Source organism: Actinomadura sp. NPDC048021 (assembly GCF_040653135.1).
Taxonomy (GTDB): domain Bacteria; phylum Actinomycetota; class Actinomycetes; order Streptosporangiales; family Streptosporangiaceae; genus Spirillospora; species Spirillospora verrucosospora.
Genome location: NZ_JBEZJQ010000028.1, coordinates 51,575 through 69,644 on the forward strand (window position 1 = coordinate 51,575; position 18,070 = coordinate 69,644).

The window sequence follows — 18,070 nt, forward strand, 5'->3', positions numbered from 1 at the left end:
GTTCGGTCATAGCCGCAGGGGGATTTGGTATTTGCCAGGCATAGCTTCGCGGGCGAGTATCGGGGAGTCGAGCCACGCGGGAGGGGACGGATGAAGGCTGAGCACTACGTCGGCGGGGTGTTCCGTTCGGACGGTCCGGCCTTCCCCCTCATCGCGCCCGCGGACGGCACCGAGCTCGGCTCCGTCCCCGAGGCCACGCGGGAGGTCGTCGACGACGCCGTGGCCGCGGCCCGTTCCGCGCTGAAGGGCCCCTGGGGCGCGATGGCCGCCGAGGAGCGGGCCGCGGCGCTGCGGCGCGTCGCCGACGGCATCCAGGCGCGGTTCGAGGAGTTCGTGGACGCCGAGGTCGCCGACACCGGCCGGCCCCGCGCGTTCGCCGAGACCGTCGACGTGCCCCGCGCCGTCGGCAACTTCCGCGCCTACGCCGACCTGCTGTACGGGCGCCCGGAGCGCGCCTACACCACGCGCGTCCCGGGGTGGAGCTCCGGGACGGGCGAGGCGCTCAACTACACGGTGCGGCGGCCGCTCGGGGTCGTGGCGGTCGTCTCGCCGTGGAACCTGCCGCTGCTGCTGTCGACCTGGAAGATCGCGCCCGCGCTCGCGTGCGGGAACGCCGTGGTGGCCAAGCCCTCGGAGGAGACGCCCTCGACCGCGACGCTGCTCGCCCGGGTGATCGACGAGGCGGGCCTGCCCGGCGGGGTGTTCAACCTGGTGCACGGGCACGGCCCCGGCGCGGCCGGTGAGTTCCTCACCGGGCACCCCGGGGTGGACGCGATCGCGTTCACCGGCGAGTCGGCCACCGGCGCCGCGATCATGCGGAACGCCGCCGACCACGTCACCCCCGTCTCGTTCGAGCTGGGCGGCAAGAACCCCGCGCTCGTCTTCGCCGACGCCGACCTGGCCGCCGCCGTCGACGGGACGGTCCGCTCCTCCTTCACCCACTCCGGGCAGATCTGCCTGTGCACCGAGCGCGTCTACGTGGAGCGCCCCGTCTTCGAGGAGTTCGTCGCGAGGCTCGGCGAGCGGGCCCGCGCGCTGGACGGCTACGGCCCGATGATCTCGGCCGGGCACCGCGACAAGGTCCTGTCGTACCTCCGGCTCGCCCGCGAGGAGGGCGCCACGGTCGTCGCCGGCGGCGGCGCCCCGCGGTTCGGGGACGCCCGGGACGGCGGCTTCCACGTCGAGCCGACCGTCCTCACCGGGCTCCCCGAGACCGCCCGGGCGGTGCGGGAGGAGATCTTCGGGCCGGTCTGCCACGTCGCGCCGTTCGACACCGAGGACGAGGCCCTCGCGCTCGCCAACGACAGCCCCTACGGGCTCGCCGCCACGGTGTGGACGCGGGACCTGTCGCGCGCGCACCGGGTCGCGCCGCGCGTCGAGACCGGGATCGTCTGGGTGAACTGCTGGAACCTGCGCGACCTGCGCACCCCGTTCGGCGGCGTGAAGGCCTCCGGGATCGGCAGGGAGGGGGGAGAGTACTCCCTGGACTTCTTCTCCGAACCCGTCAACGTCTGCGTCCAGATCTGAGAGCGAGCCCAGTGACCACGAACATCGAGGCCGCCGCCGAGCGGCTCCTCGGCGCCCACGCCGGCGGCACGCCGTGCGCGCCCGTCCGCGACCTGATCACCACGGCGGACGACGCCTACGCCGTCCAGGACCGGCTGACCGACCGCTGGCTGGGGGAGGGGCGCCGCCTCGTCGGCCGCAAGATCGGCCTGACGTCGCGCGCCGTCCAGGCGCAGATCGGAGTGGACAGCCCCGACTTCGGGATGCTGTTCGCCGACATGGCCGTCCCGGACGGGGAGGAGATCCCCGCCGGCGCCGTGCTGCAGCCGCGCGCCGAGGCGGAGGTCGCCCTCGTGCTGGAGCGCGACCTGACCCACGAGCGGCACACCGCCGCCGACGTCATCCGCGCGACGGCGTTCGCGCTGCCCGCCATCGAGGTGGTCGGCAGCCGCGTCCGCGACTGGGACATCACGCTCGCCGACACGGTCGCCGACAACGCCTCCTCCGGCATGTACGCGCTCGGCAACCGCCCCGTCCCGCTCGCGGACGTCGACCTGCGACTGTGCGGGATGGTGATGGAGCGGCGCGGCGAGCAGGTCTCGACCGGCAACGGCGCCGCCTGCCTCGGGCACCCGCTGAACGCCGCGCTCTGGCTCGCCGACACCCTCGTCCGCGTCGGCCGCCCCCTGCGCGCCGGCGACACCGTCCTGACCGGCGCGCTCGGCCCCGTGGTCCCGGCCGGTCCGGGCGACGTGTTCGAGGCGCGCATCGACGGACTCGGCGACGTCCGCGTCGCCTTCGGCAAGGAGGAGTCCTGATGGCGGACGTGCACGCGCTCGCGGCGGCGCTCGACGGGGCCGCCCGGGACGTCCGGGCGATCCCGAAGCTGACCGCCCGGACGCCGCTGGACGTGGCGACGGCGTACGCGGTGCAGCGCGCCGGGATCGAGCGGCGGCGCCGCCGGGGCGAGCGGCTCGCCGGGGTGAAGATGGGGTTCACCAGCCGCGCCAAGATGGTCCAGATGGGCGTGGACGACGTCATCTGGGGCCTGCTGACCGACGGCATGGCGGCCGAGTCCTCGGTAGACGTGTCCCGCCTCATCCACCCGCGGATCGAGCCCGAGATCGCCTATCTGATCGGCCGGGAGGTCCGCTCCGCGGCCGAGGTCGAGTCCGCCGTGGCGGGCGTCGCCGTCGGGTTCGAGGTGCTCGACTCCCGCTACGAGGACTTCGCGTTCACGCTCCCGGACGTCATCGCCGACAACGCCTCGGCGGCGCGGTTCGGCGTCGGCGCCTGGCACGCGCCCCGCGACCTGTCGAACGCCGGGCTGCTGCTGGAGATCGACGGCCGGCCGGTGCAGACGGGCTCGTCCGCCGCGATCCTCGGGGACCCGGCGCGGTCGCTGCGGGCGGCGGCCCGGCTCGCGCTCGGCGCCGGAATGACGCTGGAGCCGGGCTGGATCGTCCTCGCCGGCGCCGCGACGGCCGCGGTCCCGCTGCCGAAGGACGCCCACGTCCGGGTCGTCGGCGCGGGCCTCGGCGCCGTGGAGGTGACGACCTGATGGACGACGCGATCCTCGTCGAGGGCAAGGCCCCGCCGCGCGGCCGGTTCCCGCACCTGCGTCGGGCCGGCGACCTGGTCTTCGTGTCCGGGACGAGCTCGCGCCGCCCGGACGGGACGTTCGCCGGGGCGAGCGCCGACGCGATGGGCGTCACCGACCTCGACGTCCGGGAGCAGACCCGCGCCGTCATCGAGAACATCCGCGACCTGCTGGAGGCGGCCGGCGGCGGCCTGTCCGACGTCGTCAGCGTCACCACCTACCTGGTGAGCATGAACGACTTCGGCGGCTACAACGAGGTCTACGGCGAGTACTTCGACGAGACCGGGCCCGCCCGCACGACCGTCGCCGTCCACCAGCTCCCGCACCCGCACCTGCTCATCGAGATCTCGTGCGTCGCGCACATCCCGCAGGCGACGCGGACCGGAAAGGAGGGCGGAGCATGACCCTGCCCCAGCTGTCGTTCGGACGGCCGTTCAACTTCGACGCCTGGATCGAGGAGCACCGGGACCTGCTGAAGCCGCCGGTCGGCAACGTCCAGGTCTTCGACGACGCCGGGCTGATCATCATGGTGGTCGGCGGGCCCAACCAGCGCACCGACTTCCACGACGACCCGACCGAGGAGTTCTTCTACCAGCTCAAGGGCAACATGGTGCTGCGGGTCATGGAGGAGGAGGGCCGTCCGCCCACCGACCTGCAGATCAACGAGGGCGACGTCTTCCTGCTGCCCCCGCACGTCCGGCACTCGCCGCAGCGGCCCGAGCCCGGGTCGATCGGCCTGGTCGTGGAGATCCCGCGCCCGGAGGGCCACACGGAGGCGTTCGAGTGGTACTGCACCGAGTGCCACCACCTCGTCCACCGCGCCGAGCTCCAGGTCCGCTCGATCGTGGACGACCTGCCGCCCGCCTTCGAGCGCTTCTACGGCGGCGACCGCAAGTGCCCGAACTGCGGCGCGGTGCACCCGGGCCGCCAGTGGCCGCGGTCCATGACTCCGACGACGGCGCCCCGTGTCTGACGGGGCCTCGGTGACGGTCTTCGACGTCCACACGCACGTCTTCCCGGTGATCGGCCGCGACGAGGGGCGGATGCTCGCCGACGAGGGCCAGCCGTGGCTGCGGGTCGACGGCGGAGGCGCCGGCATGATGATGTGCGGCGACGCGGAGTACCGCCCCGTCGGGGAGGCGCTCTGGGACGCCGCGCGCCGCGTGGCCGACATGGACGCCGCGGGCGTCGACCGGCAGGCCGTCTCGTCCACGCCGCTGATGTTCGGGTACGCGGCCGAGCCGTCCCGCGCCGCCGACTGGTGCGACTTCGTGAACGACCGCATCCTGGCGTTCTGCTCGGACGCCCCCGACCGGCTCCTGCCGCTGTGCCAGGTGCCGCTCCAGGATCCTGAGCTCGCCTGCGCGGTCGCCGAGCGGGCGGCCGCCGCCGGGCACCGCGGCGTCCACATCGGCAACCATGTCGGCGACCGCAACCTCGACGACGAGGGGATCACGGCGTTCCTCGCGTACTGCGCGGAACTCGGCCTGCCCGTCCTCGCGCACCCGTGGGACATGCTCGGCGCCGACCGGATGCGCGGCCACATGCTGCCGTGGCTGGCGGGCATGCCCGCCGAGACGCAGCTGAGCATCCTCGGGCTGATGCTGTCGGGCGCGTTCGAACGGCTCCCCGAGTCCCTGCGGCTGTGCTTCTGCCATGGCGGCGGCAGCTTCGCGTTCCTGCTCGGGCGGGCCGACAACGCCTGGCACCGCCGCGACATCGTACGCGCCGACTCGCCGCGCCCCCCGTCGGAGTACGTCGGCCGGTTCCACGTCGACTCGGCCGTGTTCGACCCTCGCGCGCTCCGCCTGCTGGTGGACGTGATGGGCCCCGAACGGGTCATGCTCGGCACCGACTACCCGTTCCCGCTCGGCGAGAAGGACCCCGGCGCGACGATCCGCGCGTGCCCCGGTCTGGACGACGCCGAGCGCGCCCTGCTGCTCGGCGGCAACGCAGAGGCGTTCTTCGCGCCCGCCCTCGACCTGGTGACCACCGAAGGAATGGCGCAGTGACCCTGGAGGACGAGGCGCGGCGCCTCGACGAGACCGATCCGCTGCCCACGCTGCGCGGGGAGTTCCTCATCCCGCCCGCGCCGGGCGGGCCGCACGCGGAGGCCGCCTACTTCGCGGGCAACTCGCTCGGGCTCCAGCCGAAGAGCGCGGCCGGGCTGCTCCGCGAGGAGCTGGACGACTGGGCGCGGCTCGCCGTCGAGGCCCACACGCAGGGCCACCGCCCCTGGGTGGCGTACCACGAGCTGCTCCGCGAGCCCGCCGCCCGCCTCGTGGGCGCGCTTCCGCACGAGGTCGTCGCGATGAACTCGCTGACGGTCAACCTGCACCTGATGATGGCGAGCTTCTACCGGCCCGCCGGGACGCGCACCCGCATCGTCATCGAGGACGCGGCGTTCCCGTCCGACTCCTACGCGGTGGCGAGCCAGGCCGTCCACCACGGGCTCGACCCGGCCGCGACGGTCGTGCGGCTCAGGCCCCGCGACGGCGAGGACGCGCTGCGCACCGAGGACGTCCTCGCGTTCCTCGACCACGAGGGCGACACGGTCGCGCTCGTCCTGCTCGGCGGGGTCAACTACCTGACCGGCCAGCTCATGGACATGGCGGCGATCACCAAGGCGGGCCGGGCCGCCGGCGCCGTCGTCGGCTGGGACCTCGCCCACGCCGCCGGGAACGTCCCCCTGCGGCTGCACGACTGGGACGTGGACTTCGCCGCCTGGTGCACCTACAAGTACCTCAACGGCGGACCCGGCGCCGTCGCGGGATGCTTCGTCCACGAGCGGCACGTGCGGGACGCCTCCGTGCCGAAGCTGGCGGGCTGGTGGGGCACCGACCCCGCCGTCCGGTTCCGGATGGACCCCGACATCGCGCCGCCCGCCTCCGCCGACGCCTGGCAGCTGTCCAACCCGCCGATCATGGCGCTGGCGCCGGTGCTGGCCTCCCTGGAGATCTTCGACCGGGTGGGGATGGACGCGCTGCGCGCCAAGAGCGGGCGCCTGACCGGCTACCTGGCCGACCGGCTCGCCGGGATCGGCGCCGAGGTCGTCACGCCGTCCGACCCGTCGGCGCGCGGCGCGCAGCTGTCGGTGCGGGTGGCGGACGCGGGCGGGCTCGTCCGGCGGCTCGCCGAAGCCCACGGCGTCGTCGCCGACGCGCGCGAGCCCGATGTCGTCCGCCTCGCGCCCGTCCCGCTGTACTGCACGTTCCACGACTGCCACCGCGCCGCCGCGGCCCTCGCGGATCTTCTTTAGGTGTGTCGGTGCATGGGCTCGCCCCGCATCGGGTAAGTTCGTCTGCGTTGCACGATGGCGTCGGCCCGGCCGGCCGGCGCCAAGCAGTCTCGAAGCGTTTTCTCCGGGTGACCGGCGGGCGTGAGTGAGTCCGCTTGCAGCCCGGCCCCGTCGACCGGCGGGCCGGAGACGTTTTACCCGGAAGGGAAAGACCATGGCCGAAGGCACCGTGAAGTGGTTCAACGCTGAGAAGGGCTTCGGGTTCATCGCGCCCGACGGCGGCGGCCCCGACGTGTTCGTCCACTACTCGGCGATCACGACCAACGGCTACCGCAGCCTCGACGAGAACCAGCGCGTCGGGTTCGAGATCACCCAGGGCCAGAAGGGCCCGCAGGCCGAGGGCGTCTACCCGCTCTAAGGTCCCGCCGGATCTCAGCTGAGGCCGGGAGCGCTCGCGCGTTCCCGGCCTTTCGCACGTCCACCGGCCGTGCGCCCGCCTAGGGCACCGCCTTCTCGGCGCGGCCGGAGGCCGCGGCCGCGGGTCGCCCGGCCGCACCGCCGCCGGGCGGGTTCAGGGCCCCGGCCGTCACGGTCATCACCGCGACCACGCAGGTGATGAGCGCGAACGCGGCCGGGTAGGACAGCGCCCCGGCCGTCCAGCCGGTGATGGCGGGCGCGGTCAGCCCCGACAGGTAGGTGATCGTCGCGACGCCCGCGACGCCCTCGCCCGGGGTGGCGCCGGCGGCGCCCGCCGCCGCGAACACCAGCGGCACCACGGTCGCCACGCCGACGCCGAGCAGGGCGAACCCCGCGATGGCCGGCCAGGGCTCGCGGGACGCCACCACGAGCGCGCCGCCGAGGACGGCCACCACGCCTCCGCACCGGACGACCCGGGCCGGGCCGAGGCGCCGCACCAGCCGGTCGCCGAGAAGCCGCGTCCCCGCCATGCACGACATGAAGACCGTGTACGCGGCGGCGGCCAGTCCGGGGCCCGCGTCCGCCACCTCGGTCAGGTAGACGGCCGTCCAGTCGGCGCTGGCGCCCTCGGCGAACGTGGCGCAGAAGCCGACGACGCCGATGGCCAGAACGGCCCGGGTCGGCAGCGCGAAGCGGCGCGGCGCCGGGGCGCCGGGGGAGGGCCGGACGTGCAGCAGCCCGCGGCCCGCCGGCGCGCCCACCGCCAGCAGCACGGCCGCGACCAGGCCGAGGTGCAGCCGGGCGTCGACGCCCGCGTGCGCGGCCAGGATCCCGATGCCGCCCGCGACGAGGCTGCCGACGCACCACAGGCCGTGCAGCCCGGACATGACCGGCCGCCCCAGGTGCCGCTCCACCGACACCGCGTGCGCGTTCATCACCACGTCGGACATGCCGGCGGTGGCCCCGAACAGCAGCATCGCCGCGAACAGGAAGGCGGGGGCGGGAGCGAGCGCGGGCAGCGCCCCGGCGGCGCACCAAGCCGCGATCAGCAGGCGGGTGGCGCGGCGCTCGCCGATCCGGTGCGCGATGCGGCTCGCGGTCGGCATGCCGATGAACGCGCCCACGGACGGGCAGAGCAGCGCCGCGCCGAGCAGGGTGGGGGACAGGTCGAGCCGGTCCTGGATCCAGGGGATGCGGGTGGCGAGGGTGCCGGCGACGGCGCCGTGCAGGGCGAACACGACCGCGATGGCGCGGTGGGGGGAGTTCATGATCTCAAAAACTAACAGGCAGCCTTCCTGATGAAAAGCGGATCGGGCAGGTTCCCTGCCTACTAGCATGGGGGCCGTGAAGACCGCCGACCCGACGATGGCCCGCGCGATCAACGACCGGCTGGCCCTCGACCTGCTGCTGGAGCGCGGGCCGCTGACCGCGCCGCAGCTGCGGACCCTCACCGGGCTGTCGCGGCCGACGGTGTCCGACCTGATCGAGCGGCTGCGGGCCGGCGGGCTGATCGAGGCGGCGGGGGAGACCGGCGCCGACCGGCGCGGCCCGAACGCCCGCCTCTACGGGCTGGTCGCCGACCGCGCCCACGTCGCCGGGGTCGACCTGCGCCGCGACGCCGTGCACGTCAGCGTCTCCGACATCGCGGGCAACCCGGCGGGATCGGCCTCGCGGCCGCTGCCCCCGTCCCCCGACCTGTGCGCCCTCGTCGCCGGCGCGGTGACCGAGGCGGCCGGCGGCCGCGCCCTGCACACGGTCGTGCTGGGGACCCCCGGGCTGATCGACCCGCGCACCGGGCGCGCCACCGACAGCGGCGTCCCCGGCGGCCGGCCCGACCTCGGCGCGGCCCTGCGCGACCGGCTGGGCGCCCCGGTGCTGGTGGAGAACGAGGTCAACCTCGGCGCCATCGCCGAACACCGGGAGGGCGCGGCGGCCGGCCGCGACGACTTCGCGCTGCTCTGGCTGGACGACGGCGTCGGCGGGGCGCTCTTCCTCGACGGGCGGCTGCGGCGCGGCGCGTCGGGCGGCGCAGGCGAGGTGGGCCTGCTGAAGGTCGGCGGCACCGACTTCTGTGCTCTGCTCGACGAGAAGGCCGTCGCGGGTCTCGGCGACGAGGCCATCGCCGGGCGCATCGCCGAGGCGGTGTTCGTGCTCGTCGCCGTCCTGGACCCGGGGCTCGTGGTGCTCGGCGGGGCGCTCGGCCGAGCGGGCGGCGACCGGCTCGCGGGCCTGGTCGCCGCGCACCTGGGCCTCCTCAGCCCGGCCGCCACCGACGTGCGGCCGAGCCGCGTCGAGGGCGACGCCGTGCTGCGCGGCGCGGTGCTCACCGCCCTCGACCTCGTCCGCGACGACGTCTTCGGCTAGGCCGGCCGGACGCCGCCGGGCCGCGGGCCGCTCACTCCTTCGGCAGGCGCTCGCCCGCCCGGAGCCGGTCCAGGCCGAGCCAGATGAACTCCACGGCCATCTGCTCGGCGCGCTCGCGCGGCGTGTCGGGATGCTCCAGCCACCACGACACCATCGACAGCATCGACCCGTACATCAGCGGGACGAGCAGCCGCGCCCGCCGCTCGTTCACCGCGAGCGCCGCCGGCGACAGCGCCGGGTCGGCGCGGCGGCGGCGCAGCAGCAGGTCGGCGAACGCGGTGCCGAGCCGGTCCCGCAGCTCCCGCAGCTCCAGGCCCACCTCGGGCTTGTCGAGGTGCCGGACCACGAGGGCCCACGCGTCCGGCTCCTCGGTGGCGTAGTCGAACAGCACCCGGATCATCGCCCGGATGCCGTCCGCCGAACCGTGCGCGGCGAGCACGGCCCGGTTCAGCCGGCCGGTGAGCTCGGCCACGATCGCCTCGGTGACCTCGGCGAACAGCTCCTCCTTGGAGGTGAAGTGCTGGTACAGCAGCGCCTTGGACACCTGCGCCTCCGACGCCACGTGCTCCATCTGGGTCAGGTGGTAGCCGCGCCGTCCGAACTCCGCCAGCGCCGCCTGGAGCAGCTGCTCGCGCCGCCGGGCGTGCGGCATGCGCCGCCGCGCGCCCGGCGCCGCCTCCCCCGTGCCGTCCGTCATGTGCCGAGGTACCGTCCGAGCTCGGCGCGGGCCACGCTCCGCACGTGGACCTCGTCCGGGCCGTCCGCGAGGCGCAGCGTGCGCAGCCCGGCCCACATCGCGGCGAGCGGGGTGTCGTCGCTGACGCCGGCGCCGCCGTGCACCTGGATCGCCCGGTCCACCACGTCCAGCGCGACGCGCGGGGCGATCACCTTGATCGCGGCGACCTCGGACCGGGCGGCCTGCACGCCGTGCTCGTCGATCAGCCAGGCGGTCTTGAGGGTGAGCAGCCGGGCCTGCTCGATCGCCATCCGCGACTCGGCGATCTGCTGGCGCACCACGCCCTGCTTGGCCAGCGGCCCGCCGAAGGCGACGCGCGACACCGCGCGCTCGCACATCAGCTCCAGCGCCCGCTCGGCCATCCCGATCGCGCGCATGCAGTGGTGGATGCGGCCGGGGCCGAGGCGGGCCTGCGCGATGGCGAAGCCGCCGCCCTCCTCGCCGACCAGGTTCTCCACCGGGACGCGGACGTCGGTGAAGGTGATCTCGCAGTGGCCGTGCTGGTCCTGGTAGCCGAACACGGGCAGCGGCCGGACGACCTCCACCCCGGGCGCGTCGAGCGGCACGAGCACCATCGACTGCTGCCGGTAGGGGTGGCCCTCGGGGTCCGTCTTGCCCATCACGATCATGATCTTGCAGCGCGGGTCGGCGGAGCCGCTGATCCACCACTTGCGGCCGTTGACGACGTAGTGGTCGCCGTCGCGCTCGATGCGGGTGGAGATGTTGGTGGCGTCCGAGCTCGCCACGTCCGGCTCCGTCATCGCGAACGCGCTGCGGATCTCGCCCCTCAGCAGCGGCGCGAGCCAGCGCTCCTTCTGCTCGGGCGTGCCGAACAGGTGCAGGACCTCCATGTTGCCGGTGTCGGGCGCCGCGCAGTTGATGGCCTCCGGCGCCAGGCTGGGGGAGCGGCCCGTCAGCTCGGCGAGCGAGGCGTAGTCGGTGACCGAGAGGCCGTGCGCGGGGTCCTCGCTGTCGGGAAGGAACAGGTTCCAGAGGCCGCGCCCGCGCGCCTCGGCCTTGAGGTCCTCGACGACCTGCGGGACGTGGTGCTCGCGGCCCGCCGCGCGCAGCTCCGCCCGCTGGGCCGCGTAGACCGGCTCGGCCGGGTAGACGTGGGAGTCCATGAAGTCCTGGAGGCGGCCGAGGTGGTCCCGGGCCCGCTCGCTCAAACCGAAGTCCATTCCGCTAGAGTAACTGACGAGTCAGTTACTTCGGGAGGAGTCCCCCATGGCACCCTTCGACGGCACCGGCAAGGTCGCACTGGTCACGGGCGGGTCCAACGGAATCGGGGCCGCGGTGGCGCGCCGCCTCGCCCGCGAGGGCGCGCGGGTCGTGCTCGCCGACGTCGACGTGGAGGCCGGGGACGCGCTCGCGGAGGAGCTGGACGGCGCGTTCGTCCGCTGCGACGTGCGCGACCCCGCCGACAGCGAGGCTGCCGTCGCGACCGCCGTCGACCGCTTCGGGGGCCTGGACGTGGCGTTCCTCAACGCCGGGGTGGCGGGCGGCGGGGGCGTCGGCGACGACTTCGACCTCGCGGCGTACCGGCGGGCCATGGGGATCAACCTCGACGGCGTCGTGTTCGGCGCGCACGCCGCGCTGCCCGCGCTGCGCGCCCGGGGCGGCGGCGACATCGTGGCCACCGCGAGCATGGCCGCGCTCACGGCGACGCCGTTCGACCCGGTATACGGCGCGAACAAGGCGGCCGTGGTCGGACTGGTCCGCGCCCTCGGCCCCGCGTTCGCCGAGGAGGGCGTCCGCGTGAACGCGCTGTGCCCCTCCTTCGCCGACACGGACATCCTGACCCCGATGAAGGGGCACCTCCAGAAGACGGGCTTCCCGATCCTGGAGGTGGGGGACGTGGTCGAGGCGTTCATGCGGATCCTGGACGCCGGCGGCGCCGGCGAGGCGTGGTACGTGGTGCCGGGCCGCCCGTCCGAGCCGTTCCGCTTCCGCGGCGTCCCCGGCCCCCGCTGAGCATCCGAGAGCTTCCGAGGAGAGTCATGCGCGCGATACAGATCACCGAGTTCGGCGGTCCCGAGGTCCTGACCGTCGCCGAGCTTCCCGAGCCGGCCGCCGGGCCGGGGCACCTGCTCATCGACGTCTCCCGGGCCGGCGTCAACTACGCCGACACCCACCAGGCCGAGAACAGCTACCTCTCGGAGTCCACGCTGCCGATGGTGCCGGGCGGCGAGGTCGTGGGCGCCACGCCCGACGGCCGCCGCGTCGTCGCGCTCGTCGGCAGCGGCGGCTACGCGGAGAAGGCCGTCGCCCCCGAGGCGCTGGCCTGGGACGTCCCGGACGAGATCGACGACGTCACCGCCCTCGGCATGATCGTCCAGGGGGCGTCGGCGTGGGTGCTGCTGCGCCGCAGCGTCCACCTGGAGCCCGGCGAGTCCGTCGTCGTGCACGCCGCCGCGGGCGGGGTCGGGACGATCGCCGTGCAGCTCGCCAAGGCGTGGGGCGCCGGGCGGGTCATCGCGACCGCCTCGTCGGAGCGCAAGCGGCAGCTCGCCCTCGACCTCGGAGCCGACGTCGCGATCGACGCGGGCGTGCCCGACCTCACCCGGGCGCTGATCGAGGCCAACGAGGGCAGGCGCGTCGACACCGTCCTGGAGATGACCGGCGGGACGGTGACCGACCAGAGCCTGCGCGCCCTGGCCCCGTTCGGCCGCCTCGCCTTCTACGGCATGGCGTCGCGCACGGAGCCCTCGCCCGTCCGGCCCGCAACGCTCATGTCGCACTCCACCACGATCTCCGGAATGTGGCTGGCGCACGTCTTCCAGCTCCCCGGCAACGTGATGCGCCAGGCGCTGGACGAGCTGTTCGCCCTCGCCGCGGACGGCGTGGTCCGCGTCGTCGCCGGCGGCGAGTACGGGCTGACCGGGGCGCGGCAGGCCCACGAGGACCTGCGCGCCCGCCGCACCACCGGCAAGCTCGTCCTCGACCCGTCGCGCTGAGCCGCGCCCGCCGCTAGCCGACGAGCCCGTTCTCGTAGGCGTAGACGACGGCCTGGGTGCGGTCGCGCAGCCCGAGCTTGGTCAGCACGTGCCCGACGTGCGTCTTCACCGTCTGCTCGGCCAGCACCAGCTCGGCGGCGATCTCGGCGTTGGACAGGCCGCGGGCCATGAGCCGCAGCACGTCCAGCTCGCGCGGCGTCAGGCCCGCGGTCGCCTTCGGGCTCGGCCGCTGGTGGCGGCGCCGGCGCGCGAAGTCGCCGATCAGCCGGCGGGTGATGGACGGGGCGAGCAGCGCGTCGCCCGCCGCCACCACCCGCACGCCGTTCACCAGGTCCGCCGCCGAGGCGTCCTTCAGCAGGAAGCCGCTGGCCCCCGCGCCGAGCGCCTCGTAGACGTACTCGTCGAGGTCGAAGGTGGTCAGCATGAGCACCTTCGGCCGGGCGCCGGCCGGGTCCGCGTCCGGGTCGGGGGAGCCGGCCAGCTCGGCGGTGGCGGCCAGGCCGTCCATCTCGGGCATCCGGATGTCCATGACGACCACGTCCGGGTCGAGCCGGCGGGCCATCTCCACCGCCTCGCGGCCGTTGCCCGCCTGCCCGATCACCTCGATCCCGGGATCGGAGGACAGCAGCGCCGCGAGCCCGTCGCGGATCATCACCTGGTCGTCGGCGATCAGCACCCGAATCGTCACGGCACAACCCTACGGCCGGGATGCTCCGGCCCGCCCCGGCTAGTCCGGATCGCCATAGGGGAGCTCGGCGACGACCGACCAGCCGGCGTCCTCGCGCGGCCCGGCGTCGAGGCTGCCGCCGAGCATCGTGGCGCGCTCGCGCATGCCGACCAGCCCGTGGCCGCCGCCGTGCGACTCCTCCGGCGTGCTGCGGGCGCCGTCGTCGGTGACCGTCACCGTCAGGGTGTCGTTGCCGTACCGCACCTCGACGTGGACCCGGGAGCCCGGCGCGTACCGGGAGGCGTTGCTCAGCGACTCCTGGACGATCCGGTACGCCGACAGGTCGACCCCGGCGTGCAGGGGGCGCGGCATCCCGACGACGGTGCTCGCGACCGACAGTCCCGAGCGGCGGGCCGCGCCGATCAGGTCGTCCAGCCGTTCCAGGCCGGGCTGGGGGGCGCGCTCGGCGCCCTCGTCGTCGGCGCGCAGAAGCCCGACGACCCGGCGCGTCTCGGTCAGCGCCTCGCGGGCCGCGTCCCGGACGACCTCGAAGGTCTGCCGCGCCGCGTCCGGCAGCTCGGGGATCTTGTAGGGGGCGGCCTCCGCCTGCATCGCGATCACCGACATGTGGTGGGCGACGACGTCGTGCAGCTCGCGGGCGATGCGGGCCCGCTCCTCCAGCACCGCCTGCCGGGCGAGGTCGCGCCGGTGCTGCTCCTCGCGCCACCGCAGCTCCTCCACGGCCGAGTGCCGCCCGCCGACCGCGTCGCCGAAGGTCAGCGTGACCGCCGCGATGCCGGCGAGGATCATGCCGAACCAGCCGGGCATCCCGATCAGCACGGCGGGCGCCAGCACTCCGGCGATGGTCACCGCGCCGACGCCGACGGTGGTCTGCCGGGCGGCGCCGACGCCGACGAAGAACAGGATGATGATGAGGGCGAGGATCGCCGTCACCGGCCACGGCATGAAGCCCTCGCCGTGCCGGACGAAGACCGTCAGCAGCAGCCCGGTCGCCGCGACCCGCCAGGCGGCCAGGGGCCAGCGGGCCGCGAACAGCAGGGGCAACGCCTGCAGCGCGCCGAGGGGCCAGGCCAGCTGGGCGTTGACGTGGTACTGCGTGATGGAGATGGCGATGTCCCCGGCGGTGAAGCCGACGGCCAGCAGCGTCAGGACGATCAGGATCGGGATGCGCAGCGCCGGGTGGGCGGGCAGCAGCGTGACGGCCGGTTCGTCGTGGCCGGGCACGAGGGCGGCGCGGACGCCGGCGGCCAGCCGGGTGCGGCCCGCGGTCGCGGGGCGGTCTGGATCGTTCATTTGGCTGCGAGCCTAGAACGCCCGGCTCCCCGGAGGCCTGACCCGGTGGAGGGAGATCCGATCCAGCCCCTGGGTATCAGGCCCGGGCGGCGCCCGCGGCGGCGGGGAGGGACGGTAAACAGCTATTTCCGATTGACTTTATATGGAATCTGGGCCACGCTGGTGCCCGTGCCGATCACCGGACTCCGCCACGAGCGCCTCCATGTCGACCTGCGCCGCCAGGCCAGCGCGCTGTGTCGCCGCCCGTCCCGCCCAGCGCGACGAGGAATGGCAGCACACCGCTAGGAGAGCGACCGCATGACCGTCACCACGACCGGCCTCACCGTGCCCGCGCCCGAGGGCGCCCCCTTCACGCCCCGGAGCCTCGCCGAACGGGCGCGCGGGCTCGCCGCCGACCCGGGGGAGTGGCTGCTCCGGGTCCGGCTCGACCCGAGAGGGCGCTGGTACGAGCGCGTCCACCAGGACGCCGACCACGAGATCTGGCTGATCAGCTGGCTGCCCGGCCAGTCGACCGGCTTCCACGACCACGGCGACTCCGCGGGCGCGTTCGCGGTCGCCCTCGGGACCCTGGAGGAGCAGCGCGTCACCGCCGCGCGGCGGATCGGGACCGCCCGCGGCGTCGGAGCCGGGCAGGCCCACTCCTTCGGGCCGGGCTACGTCCACGACGTGCGCAACACCTCGGACGCGCCCGCCGTCAGCGTCCACGTCTACTCGCCGCCGCTCAGCGCGATGCGCCGGTACGACGTCGACTCGGGCGGCGGCCTGGTCCGGCTCGCCGACGAGTCCGCCGCCGACTGGTGAGGCCGGCGAGCCCGGGGCCGCCGATCTTGCGGTGATCGCCGGGGCGGCGGAGACTGCGGGAATGACCGACCTGAGCCATCCGATCTTCGCCCGCCTCTATCCGCGGCTGGACGCCGGCTGCGCCAAGGCGGGCGGCGACGCGTGCCGCGCGGAGCTGCTGGCCGGGGCGTCCGGCCGCGTGGTGGAGGTGGGCGCCGGATACGGGGCCAACTTCCCGCACTACCCGCCCGAGGTCACCGAGGTCGTCGCCGTCGAGCCCGAGCCGCGGCTGCGCGCGAAGGCCGCCCACGCGGCCGGCCGCGCGCCGGTCCCGATCACGGTGCGCCCCGGCCTCGCCGAGGACCTCGACCTCGACGACGCGTCGTTCGACGTGGCGGTGGCGTCGCTCGTGCTGTGCTCGGTCCGGGACCCCATCCGGGCGCTGGCCGAGCTGCGGCGCGTCCTCAAGCCGGGCGGCGAGCTGCGCTACTACGAGCACGTGCGGGGCGGCACGCCCGGCAAGGTGCGGTTCCAGCGCTACGCCGACCTGCTGTGGCCGTTCTTCGCCGCCGGCTGCCACGTCACGCGCCCGACGGGCGAGTGGATCGCCGGCAGCGGCTTCACCGTGCGCGCCGAGCGGCGGTTCGAGTTCCCCGAGCCGAGCCGGGCCAACCCGGCCTCGCCGCACGTGCTCGGAATCGCCGTGCGCGACTGACCGGACGCCGCCCGCATAAGGTCCGGCTCCCGGGGAAGATCGGGCTCCATGACGGCAGCGGGCAGCGGACCGAGGCAGGCGGACGAGCACCGCGAGGACGGGACCTCGCACTCCGCGGCGGTGGCGGCGCTGCTGGCGGGAGCGGCGGCCCTCGGCGGATTCCTGTTCGGCTACGACTCCTCAGTGATCAACGGGACGGTCGACGCGCTCAAGAAGGAGTTCGGCCTCGGCGGCTTCGCGGTCGGCTTCGTGGTCTCCGCCGCGCTGCTCGGCTGCGCCGCCGGGGCCTGGTTCGCGGGGCCGCTGAGCGACCGGATCGGCCGGGTGCGGGTGATGCTCATCGCCGCCGGGCTGTTCGTGGTCAGCTCGCTCGGCTCCGCGCTGGCCTTCAGCGCCGTGGACCTCACCGCCTGGCGGCTGGTCGGCGGCCTCGCCATCGGCGCCGCGTCGGTGATCGCGCCCGCCTACATCGCCGAGATCGCCCCGGCCGCGCTGCGCGGCCGGCTCGGCTCGCTGCAGCAGATGGCGATCGTGCTCGGCATTTTCGCCGCCCTCGTGGTCGACTACGTCATCGCGCGGGTGTCCGACGGCGGCGCCACCGGAACGTTCCCCTGGGGCGGCGGCGCGTGGCGGTGGATGTTCGCCAGCGCCATCGTCCCGGCCGTGATGTACGGCGTGATCGCCACCACGATCCCCGAGTCGCCCCGCTACCTGGTCAAGAAGCACGAGACGGCCCGCGCGCGGCAGGTGCTGCGGCGCGTGATGGGCCGCGGCGACGTGGACGTGAAGATCAGCGAGATCGTCCGCTCCATCGCCGCGGACCGGCCCGTCCGGCTCGGCGACCTGCGCGGCGGCCGGTTCGGCCTGATGCCGATCGTGTGGGCCGGGATCCTGCTGTCGGTGTTCCAGCAGTTCGTCGGCATCAACGTGATCTTCTACTACTCCTCCTCGCTGTGGCAGGCCGTCGGGTTCTCCGAGAACGACGCGATGCTCACCTCGGTGATCAACTCGGTCGTCAACGTCGCGTTCACGCTGGTCGCGATCGCGCTCGTCGACCGGATCGGGCGGCGCCCGCTGCTGCTGGCCGGAGCCGCCGGCATGGCGGTCTCCCTCGGCACCCTCACGCTCTGCTTCGCGACCGCCCCCGTGGTGGACGGCGCGCCCGACCTCCGCGGCGTCGCCGGTCCCGTGGCGCTCGTCGCGGCCAACGTGTTCGTCGCCTCCTTCGCGGCGACGTGGGGGCCGGTCGTGTGGGTGATGCTCGGCGAGATGTTCAACAACTTCATCCGGGCCTCCGCCCTGGCCGTCGCCGCCGCCTCGCAGTGGCTGGCCAACTGGGTGGTCACCACGACGTTCCCCGGCATCTCCGGCTTCTCCCTGGGCCTCGCCTACGGCCTCTACACCCTGTTCTCGATCCTGGCGTTCCTGTTCGTGTTCCGCGCGGTCCCCGAGACCAAGGGGCGCGAACTGGAGGACATGGACGACCTCGCCGCCCCGCGGGCCCGCGCGTAAAGGCCGGGCCGCCCGCCCGCCCATCGGTTAGAGTGGCTCCATGCCGTACGTGTCCGCAGAGACGACGACGCCGGGTTCCTCCCGGCGCGACGGCGGCATGTCCTGACATTGCACGCGGAAGGGCCCCGGGAGCGATCCCCGGGGCCCTTCCGCCGTCCGGGGACGCCGCGGGCCCTCCGCCGACCGAGAGGAGCGGCCGATGGAACCGCACGCGTCCGGGGGACCCCCCGAGTCGATAGCATCGAACCCCGTTGACCCCGACCC

Annotated in this window: 19 protein-coding genes; 14 read left to right on the forward strand and 5 right to left on the reverse strand. The window is 74.6% G+C overall.

All coding sequences use genetic code 11. The features are described from left to right. Window positions 1-90: 90 nt before the first annotated feature. The 8 genes from AB0C87_RS34650 to AB0C87_RS34685 all read left to right on the forward strand — a co-directional run bounded on the left by AB0C87_RS34650 (window position 91) and on the right by AB0C87_RS34685 (window position 6,762). Window positions 91-1,527, forward strand: a complete 1,437-nt coding sequence (locus AB0C87_RS34650) for a 2-hydroxymuconic semialdehyde dehydrogenase (protein ID WP_360581344.1) — start codon at window positions 91-93, stop codon at window positions 1,525-1,527. An 11-nt stretch (window positions 1,528-1,538) separates the two neighbouring features. After that, the gene (locus AB0C87_RS34655) at window positions 1,539-2,324 is read left to right on the forward strand and encodes a fumarylacetoacetate hydrolase family protein (RefSeq protein WP_345179108.1); all 786 of its coding nucleotides are present in this window, start codon (window positions 1,539-1,541) and stop codon (window positions 2,322-2,324) included. Beyond that, window positions 2,324-3,067, forward strand: a complete 744-nt coding sequence (locus AB0C87_RS34660; RefSeq protein ID WP_360581345.1) for a fumarylacetoacetate hydrolase family protein — start codon at window positions 2,324-2,326, stop codon at window positions 3,065-3,067. The genes AB0C87_RS34655 and AB0C87_RS34660 overlap by 1 nt, the downstream gene beginning before the upstream one ends. After that, on the forward strand, window positions 3,067-3,510 hold the full coding sequence (locus tag AB0C87_RS34665; protein ID WP_179848452.1) for a RidA family protein: 444 nt from the start codon (window positions 3,067-3,069) through the stop codon (window positions 3,508-3,510). Before AB0C87_RS34660 ends, AB0C87_RS34665 begins: the two co-directional genes overlap by 1 nt. Beyond that, entirely contained in the window at window positions 3,507-4,079 is a 573-nt protein-coding gene (locus tag AB0C87_RS34670) for a 3-hydroxyanthranilate 3,4-dioxygenase (RefSeq protein WP_360581346.1), read from the forward strand. Before AB0C87_RS34665 ends, AB0C87_RS34670 begins: the two co-directional genes overlap by 4 nt. Next, complete coding sequence (locus tag AB0C87_RS34675) at window positions 4,072-5,118, forward strand: amidohydrolase family protein (RefSeq protein ID WP_345179101.1); 1,047 nt, start codon at window positions 4,072-4,074, stop codon at window positions 5,116-5,118. Before AB0C87_RS34670 ends, AB0C87_RS34675 begins: the two co-directional genes overlap by 8 nt. Further along, entirely contained in the window at window positions 5,115-6,365 is a 1,251-nt protein-coding gene (gene kynU / locus AB0C87_RS34680) for a kynureninase (RefSeq protein WP_360581347.1), read from the forward strand. The genes AB0C87_RS34675 and kynU overlap by 4 nt, the downstream gene beginning before the upstream one ends. A gap of 193 nt (window positions 6,366-6,558) precedes the next feature. Beyond that, window positions 6,559-6,762: a cold-shock protein gene (locus tag AB0C87_RS34685; protein ID WP_067639228.1), complete on the forward strand. Its 204-nt coding sequence runs from the start codon at window positions 6,559-6,561 to the stop codon at window positions 6,760-6,762. Window positions 6,763-6,841: 79 nt separating this feature from the next. Here AB0C87_RS34685 and AB0C87_RS34690 read toward each other — a convergent pair whose 3' ends face one another. Further along, window positions 6,842-8,029, reverse strand: coding sequence for an MFS transporter (locus AB0C87_RS34690; RefSeq protein ID WP_345179099.1), 1,188 nt, complete (start codon window positions 8,027-8,029; stop codon window positions 6,842-6,844). 76 nt (window positions 8,030-8,105) lie between these two features. On the opposite strand from AB0C87_RS34690, the gene AB0C87_RS34695 reads away from it, so the two are divergent. Then, window positions 8,106-9,125 carry an ROK family transcriptional regulator gene (locus tag AB0C87_RS34695; RefSeq protein ID WP_360581348.1) on the forward strand — a complete coding sequence of 340 codons (1,020 nt, stop codon included), beginning with the start codon at window positions 8,106-8,108 and terminating at the stop codon, window positions 9,123-9,125. A gap of 31 nt (window positions 9,126-9,156) precedes the next feature. Here AB0C87_RS34695 and AB0C87_RS34700 read toward each other — a convergent pair whose 3' ends face one another. Together AB0C87_RS34700 and AB0C87_RS34705 are read right to left on the reverse strand one after the other, a co-directional pair. Next, window positions 9,157-9,822, reverse strand: coding sequence for a helix-turn-helix domain-containing protein (locus AB0C87_RS34700; RefSeq protein ID WP_345179095.1), 666 nt, complete (start codon window positions 9,820-9,822; stop codon window positions 9,157-9,159). After that, window positions 9,819-11,042: an acyl-CoA dehydrogenase family protein gene (locus AB0C87_RS34705; protein WP_345179093.1), complete on the reverse strand. Its 1,224-nt coding sequence runs from the start codon at window positions 11,040-11,042 to the stop codon at window positions 9,819-9,821. The genes AB0C87_RS34700 and AB0C87_RS34705 overlap by 4 nt, the downstream gene beginning before the upstream one ends. A 46-nt stretch (window positions 11,043-11,088) precedes the next feature. Between AB0C87_RS34705 and AB0C87_RS34710 the strand changes: the two genes are divergently transcribed. Beyond that, the gene (locus AB0C87_RS34710; protein ID WP_345179092.1) at window positions 11,089-11,835 is read left to right on the forward strand and encodes an SDR family NAD(P)-dependent oxidoreductase; all 747 of its coding nucleotides are present in this window, start codon (window positions 11,089-11,091) and stop codon (window positions 11,833-11,835) included. A gap of 26 nt (window positions 11,836-11,861) precedes the next feature. Next, the gene (locus tag AB0C87_RS34715; RefSeq protein ID WP_345179090.1) at window positions 11,862-12,818 is read left to right on the forward strand and encodes an NADPH:quinone oxidoreductase family protein; all 957 of its coding nucleotides are present in this window, start codon (window positions 11,862-11,864) and stop codon (window positions 12,816-12,818) included. Window positions 12,819-12,831: 13 nt separating this feature from the next. On the opposite strand, the gene AB0C87_RS34720 is transcribed toward AB0C87_RS34715, so the two are convergent. Both AB0C87_RS34720 and AB0C87_RS34725 read right to left on the reverse strand, forming a co-directional pair. Next, a complete protein-coding gene (locus AB0C87_RS34720) occupies window positions 12,832-13,506 on the reverse strand; it encodes a response regulator transcription factor (protein ID WP_179834470.1) in 675 nt (224 codons plus the stop codon). Between the two features lie 39 nt (window positions 13,507-13,545). After that, a complete protein-coding gene (locus tag AB0C87_RS34725; protein ID WP_345179089.1) occupies window positions 13,546-14,799 on the reverse strand; it encodes a sensor histidine kinase in 1,254 nt (417 codons plus the stop codon). 297 nt (window positions 14,800-15,096) lie between these two features. On the opposite strand from AB0C87_RS34725, the gene AB0C87_RS34730 reads away from it, so the two are divergent. The 3 genes from AB0C87_RS34730 to AB0C87_RS34740 all read left to right on the forward strand — a co-directional run bounded on the left by AB0C87_RS34730 (window position 15,097) and on the right by AB0C87_RS34740 (window position 17,806). Continuing rightward, window positions 15,097-15,600: a cysteine dioxygenase family protein gene (locus tag AB0C87_RS34730; RefSeq protein WP_345179088.1), complete on the forward strand. Its 504-nt coding sequence runs from the start codon at window positions 15,097-15,099 to the stop codon at window positions 15,598-15,600. Between the two features lie 61 nt (window positions 15,601-15,661). Further along, entirely contained in the window at window positions 15,662-16,294 is a 633-nt protein-coding gene (locus AB0C87_RS34735) for a methyltransferase domain-containing protein (RefSeq protein WP_353834145.1), read from the forward strand. A 48-nt stretch (window positions 16,295-16,342) separates the two neighbouring features. Further along, a complete protein-coding gene (locus tag AB0C87_RS34740) occupies window positions 16,343-17,806 on the forward strand; it encodes a sugar porter family MFS transporter (RefSeq protein WP_353834144.1) in 1,464 nt (487 codons plus the stop codon). Window positions 17,807-18,070 lie beyond the last annotated feature (264 nt).

Excerpts from the sequence above, each read along its gene's own strand:
- AB0C87_RS34725 (WP_345179089.1), bottom strand. The coding sequence starts at position 14,799 with ATGAACGATCCAGACCGCCCCGCGACCGCGGGCCGCACCCGGCTGGCC.
- AB0C87_RS34650 (WP_360581344.1), top strand. The coding sequence starts at position 91 with ATGAAGGCTGAGCACTACGTCGGCGGGGTGTTCCGTTCGGACGGTCCG.
- AB0C87_RS34730 (WP_345179088.1), top strand. The coding sequence starts at position 15,097 with ATGACCGTCACCACGACCGGCCTCACCGTGCCCGCGCCCGAGGGCGCC.
- AB0C87_RS34735 (WP_353834145.1), top strand. The coding sequence starts at position 15,662 with ATGACCGACCTGAGCCATCCGATCTTCGCCCGCCTCTATCCGCGGCTG.
- AB0C87_RS34690 (WP_345179099.1), bottom strand. The coding sequence starts at position 8,029 with ATGAACTCCCCCCACCGCGCCATCGCGGTCGTGTTCGCCCTGCACGGC.
- AB0C87_RS34685 (WP_067639228.1), top strand. The coding sequence starts at position 6,559 with ATGGCCGAAGGCACCGTGAAGTGGTTCAACGCTGAGAAGGGCTTCGGG.
- AB0C87_RS34740 (WP_353834144.1), top strand. The coding sequence starts at position 16,343 with ATGACGGCAGCGGGCAGCGGACCGAGGCAGGCGGACGAGCACCGCGAG.
- AB0C87_RS34660 (WP_360581345.1), top strand. The coding sequence starts at position 2,324 with ATGGCGGACGTGCACGCGCTCGCGGCGGCGCTCGACGGGGCCGCCCGG.
- AB0C87_RS34715 (WP_345179090.1), top strand. The coding sequence starts at position 11,862 with ATGCGCGCGATACAGATCACCGAGTTCGGCGGTCCCGAGGTCCTGACC.
- AB0C87_RS34670 (WP_360581346.1), top strand. The coding sequence starts at position 3,507 with ATGACCCTGCCCCAGCTGTCGTTCGGACGGCCGTTCAACTTCGACGCC.
- AB0C87_RS34665 (WP_179848452.1), top strand. The coding sequence starts at position 3,067 with ATGGACGACGCGATCCTCGTCGAGGGCAAGGCCCCGCCGCGCGGCCGG.
- AB0C87_RS34710 (WP_345179092.1), top strand. The coding sequence starts at position 11,089 with ATGGCACCCTTCGACGGCACCGGCAAGGTCGCACTGGTCACGGGCGGG.
- AB0C87_RS34700 (WP_345179095.1), bottom strand. The coding sequence starts at position 9,822 with ATGACGGACGGCACGGGGGAGGCGGCGCCGGGCGCGCGGCGGCGCATG.
- AB0C87_RS34705 (WP_345179093.1), bottom strand. The coding sequence starts at position 11,042 with ATGGACTTCGGTTTGAGCGAGCGGGCCCGGGACCACCTCGGCCGCCTC.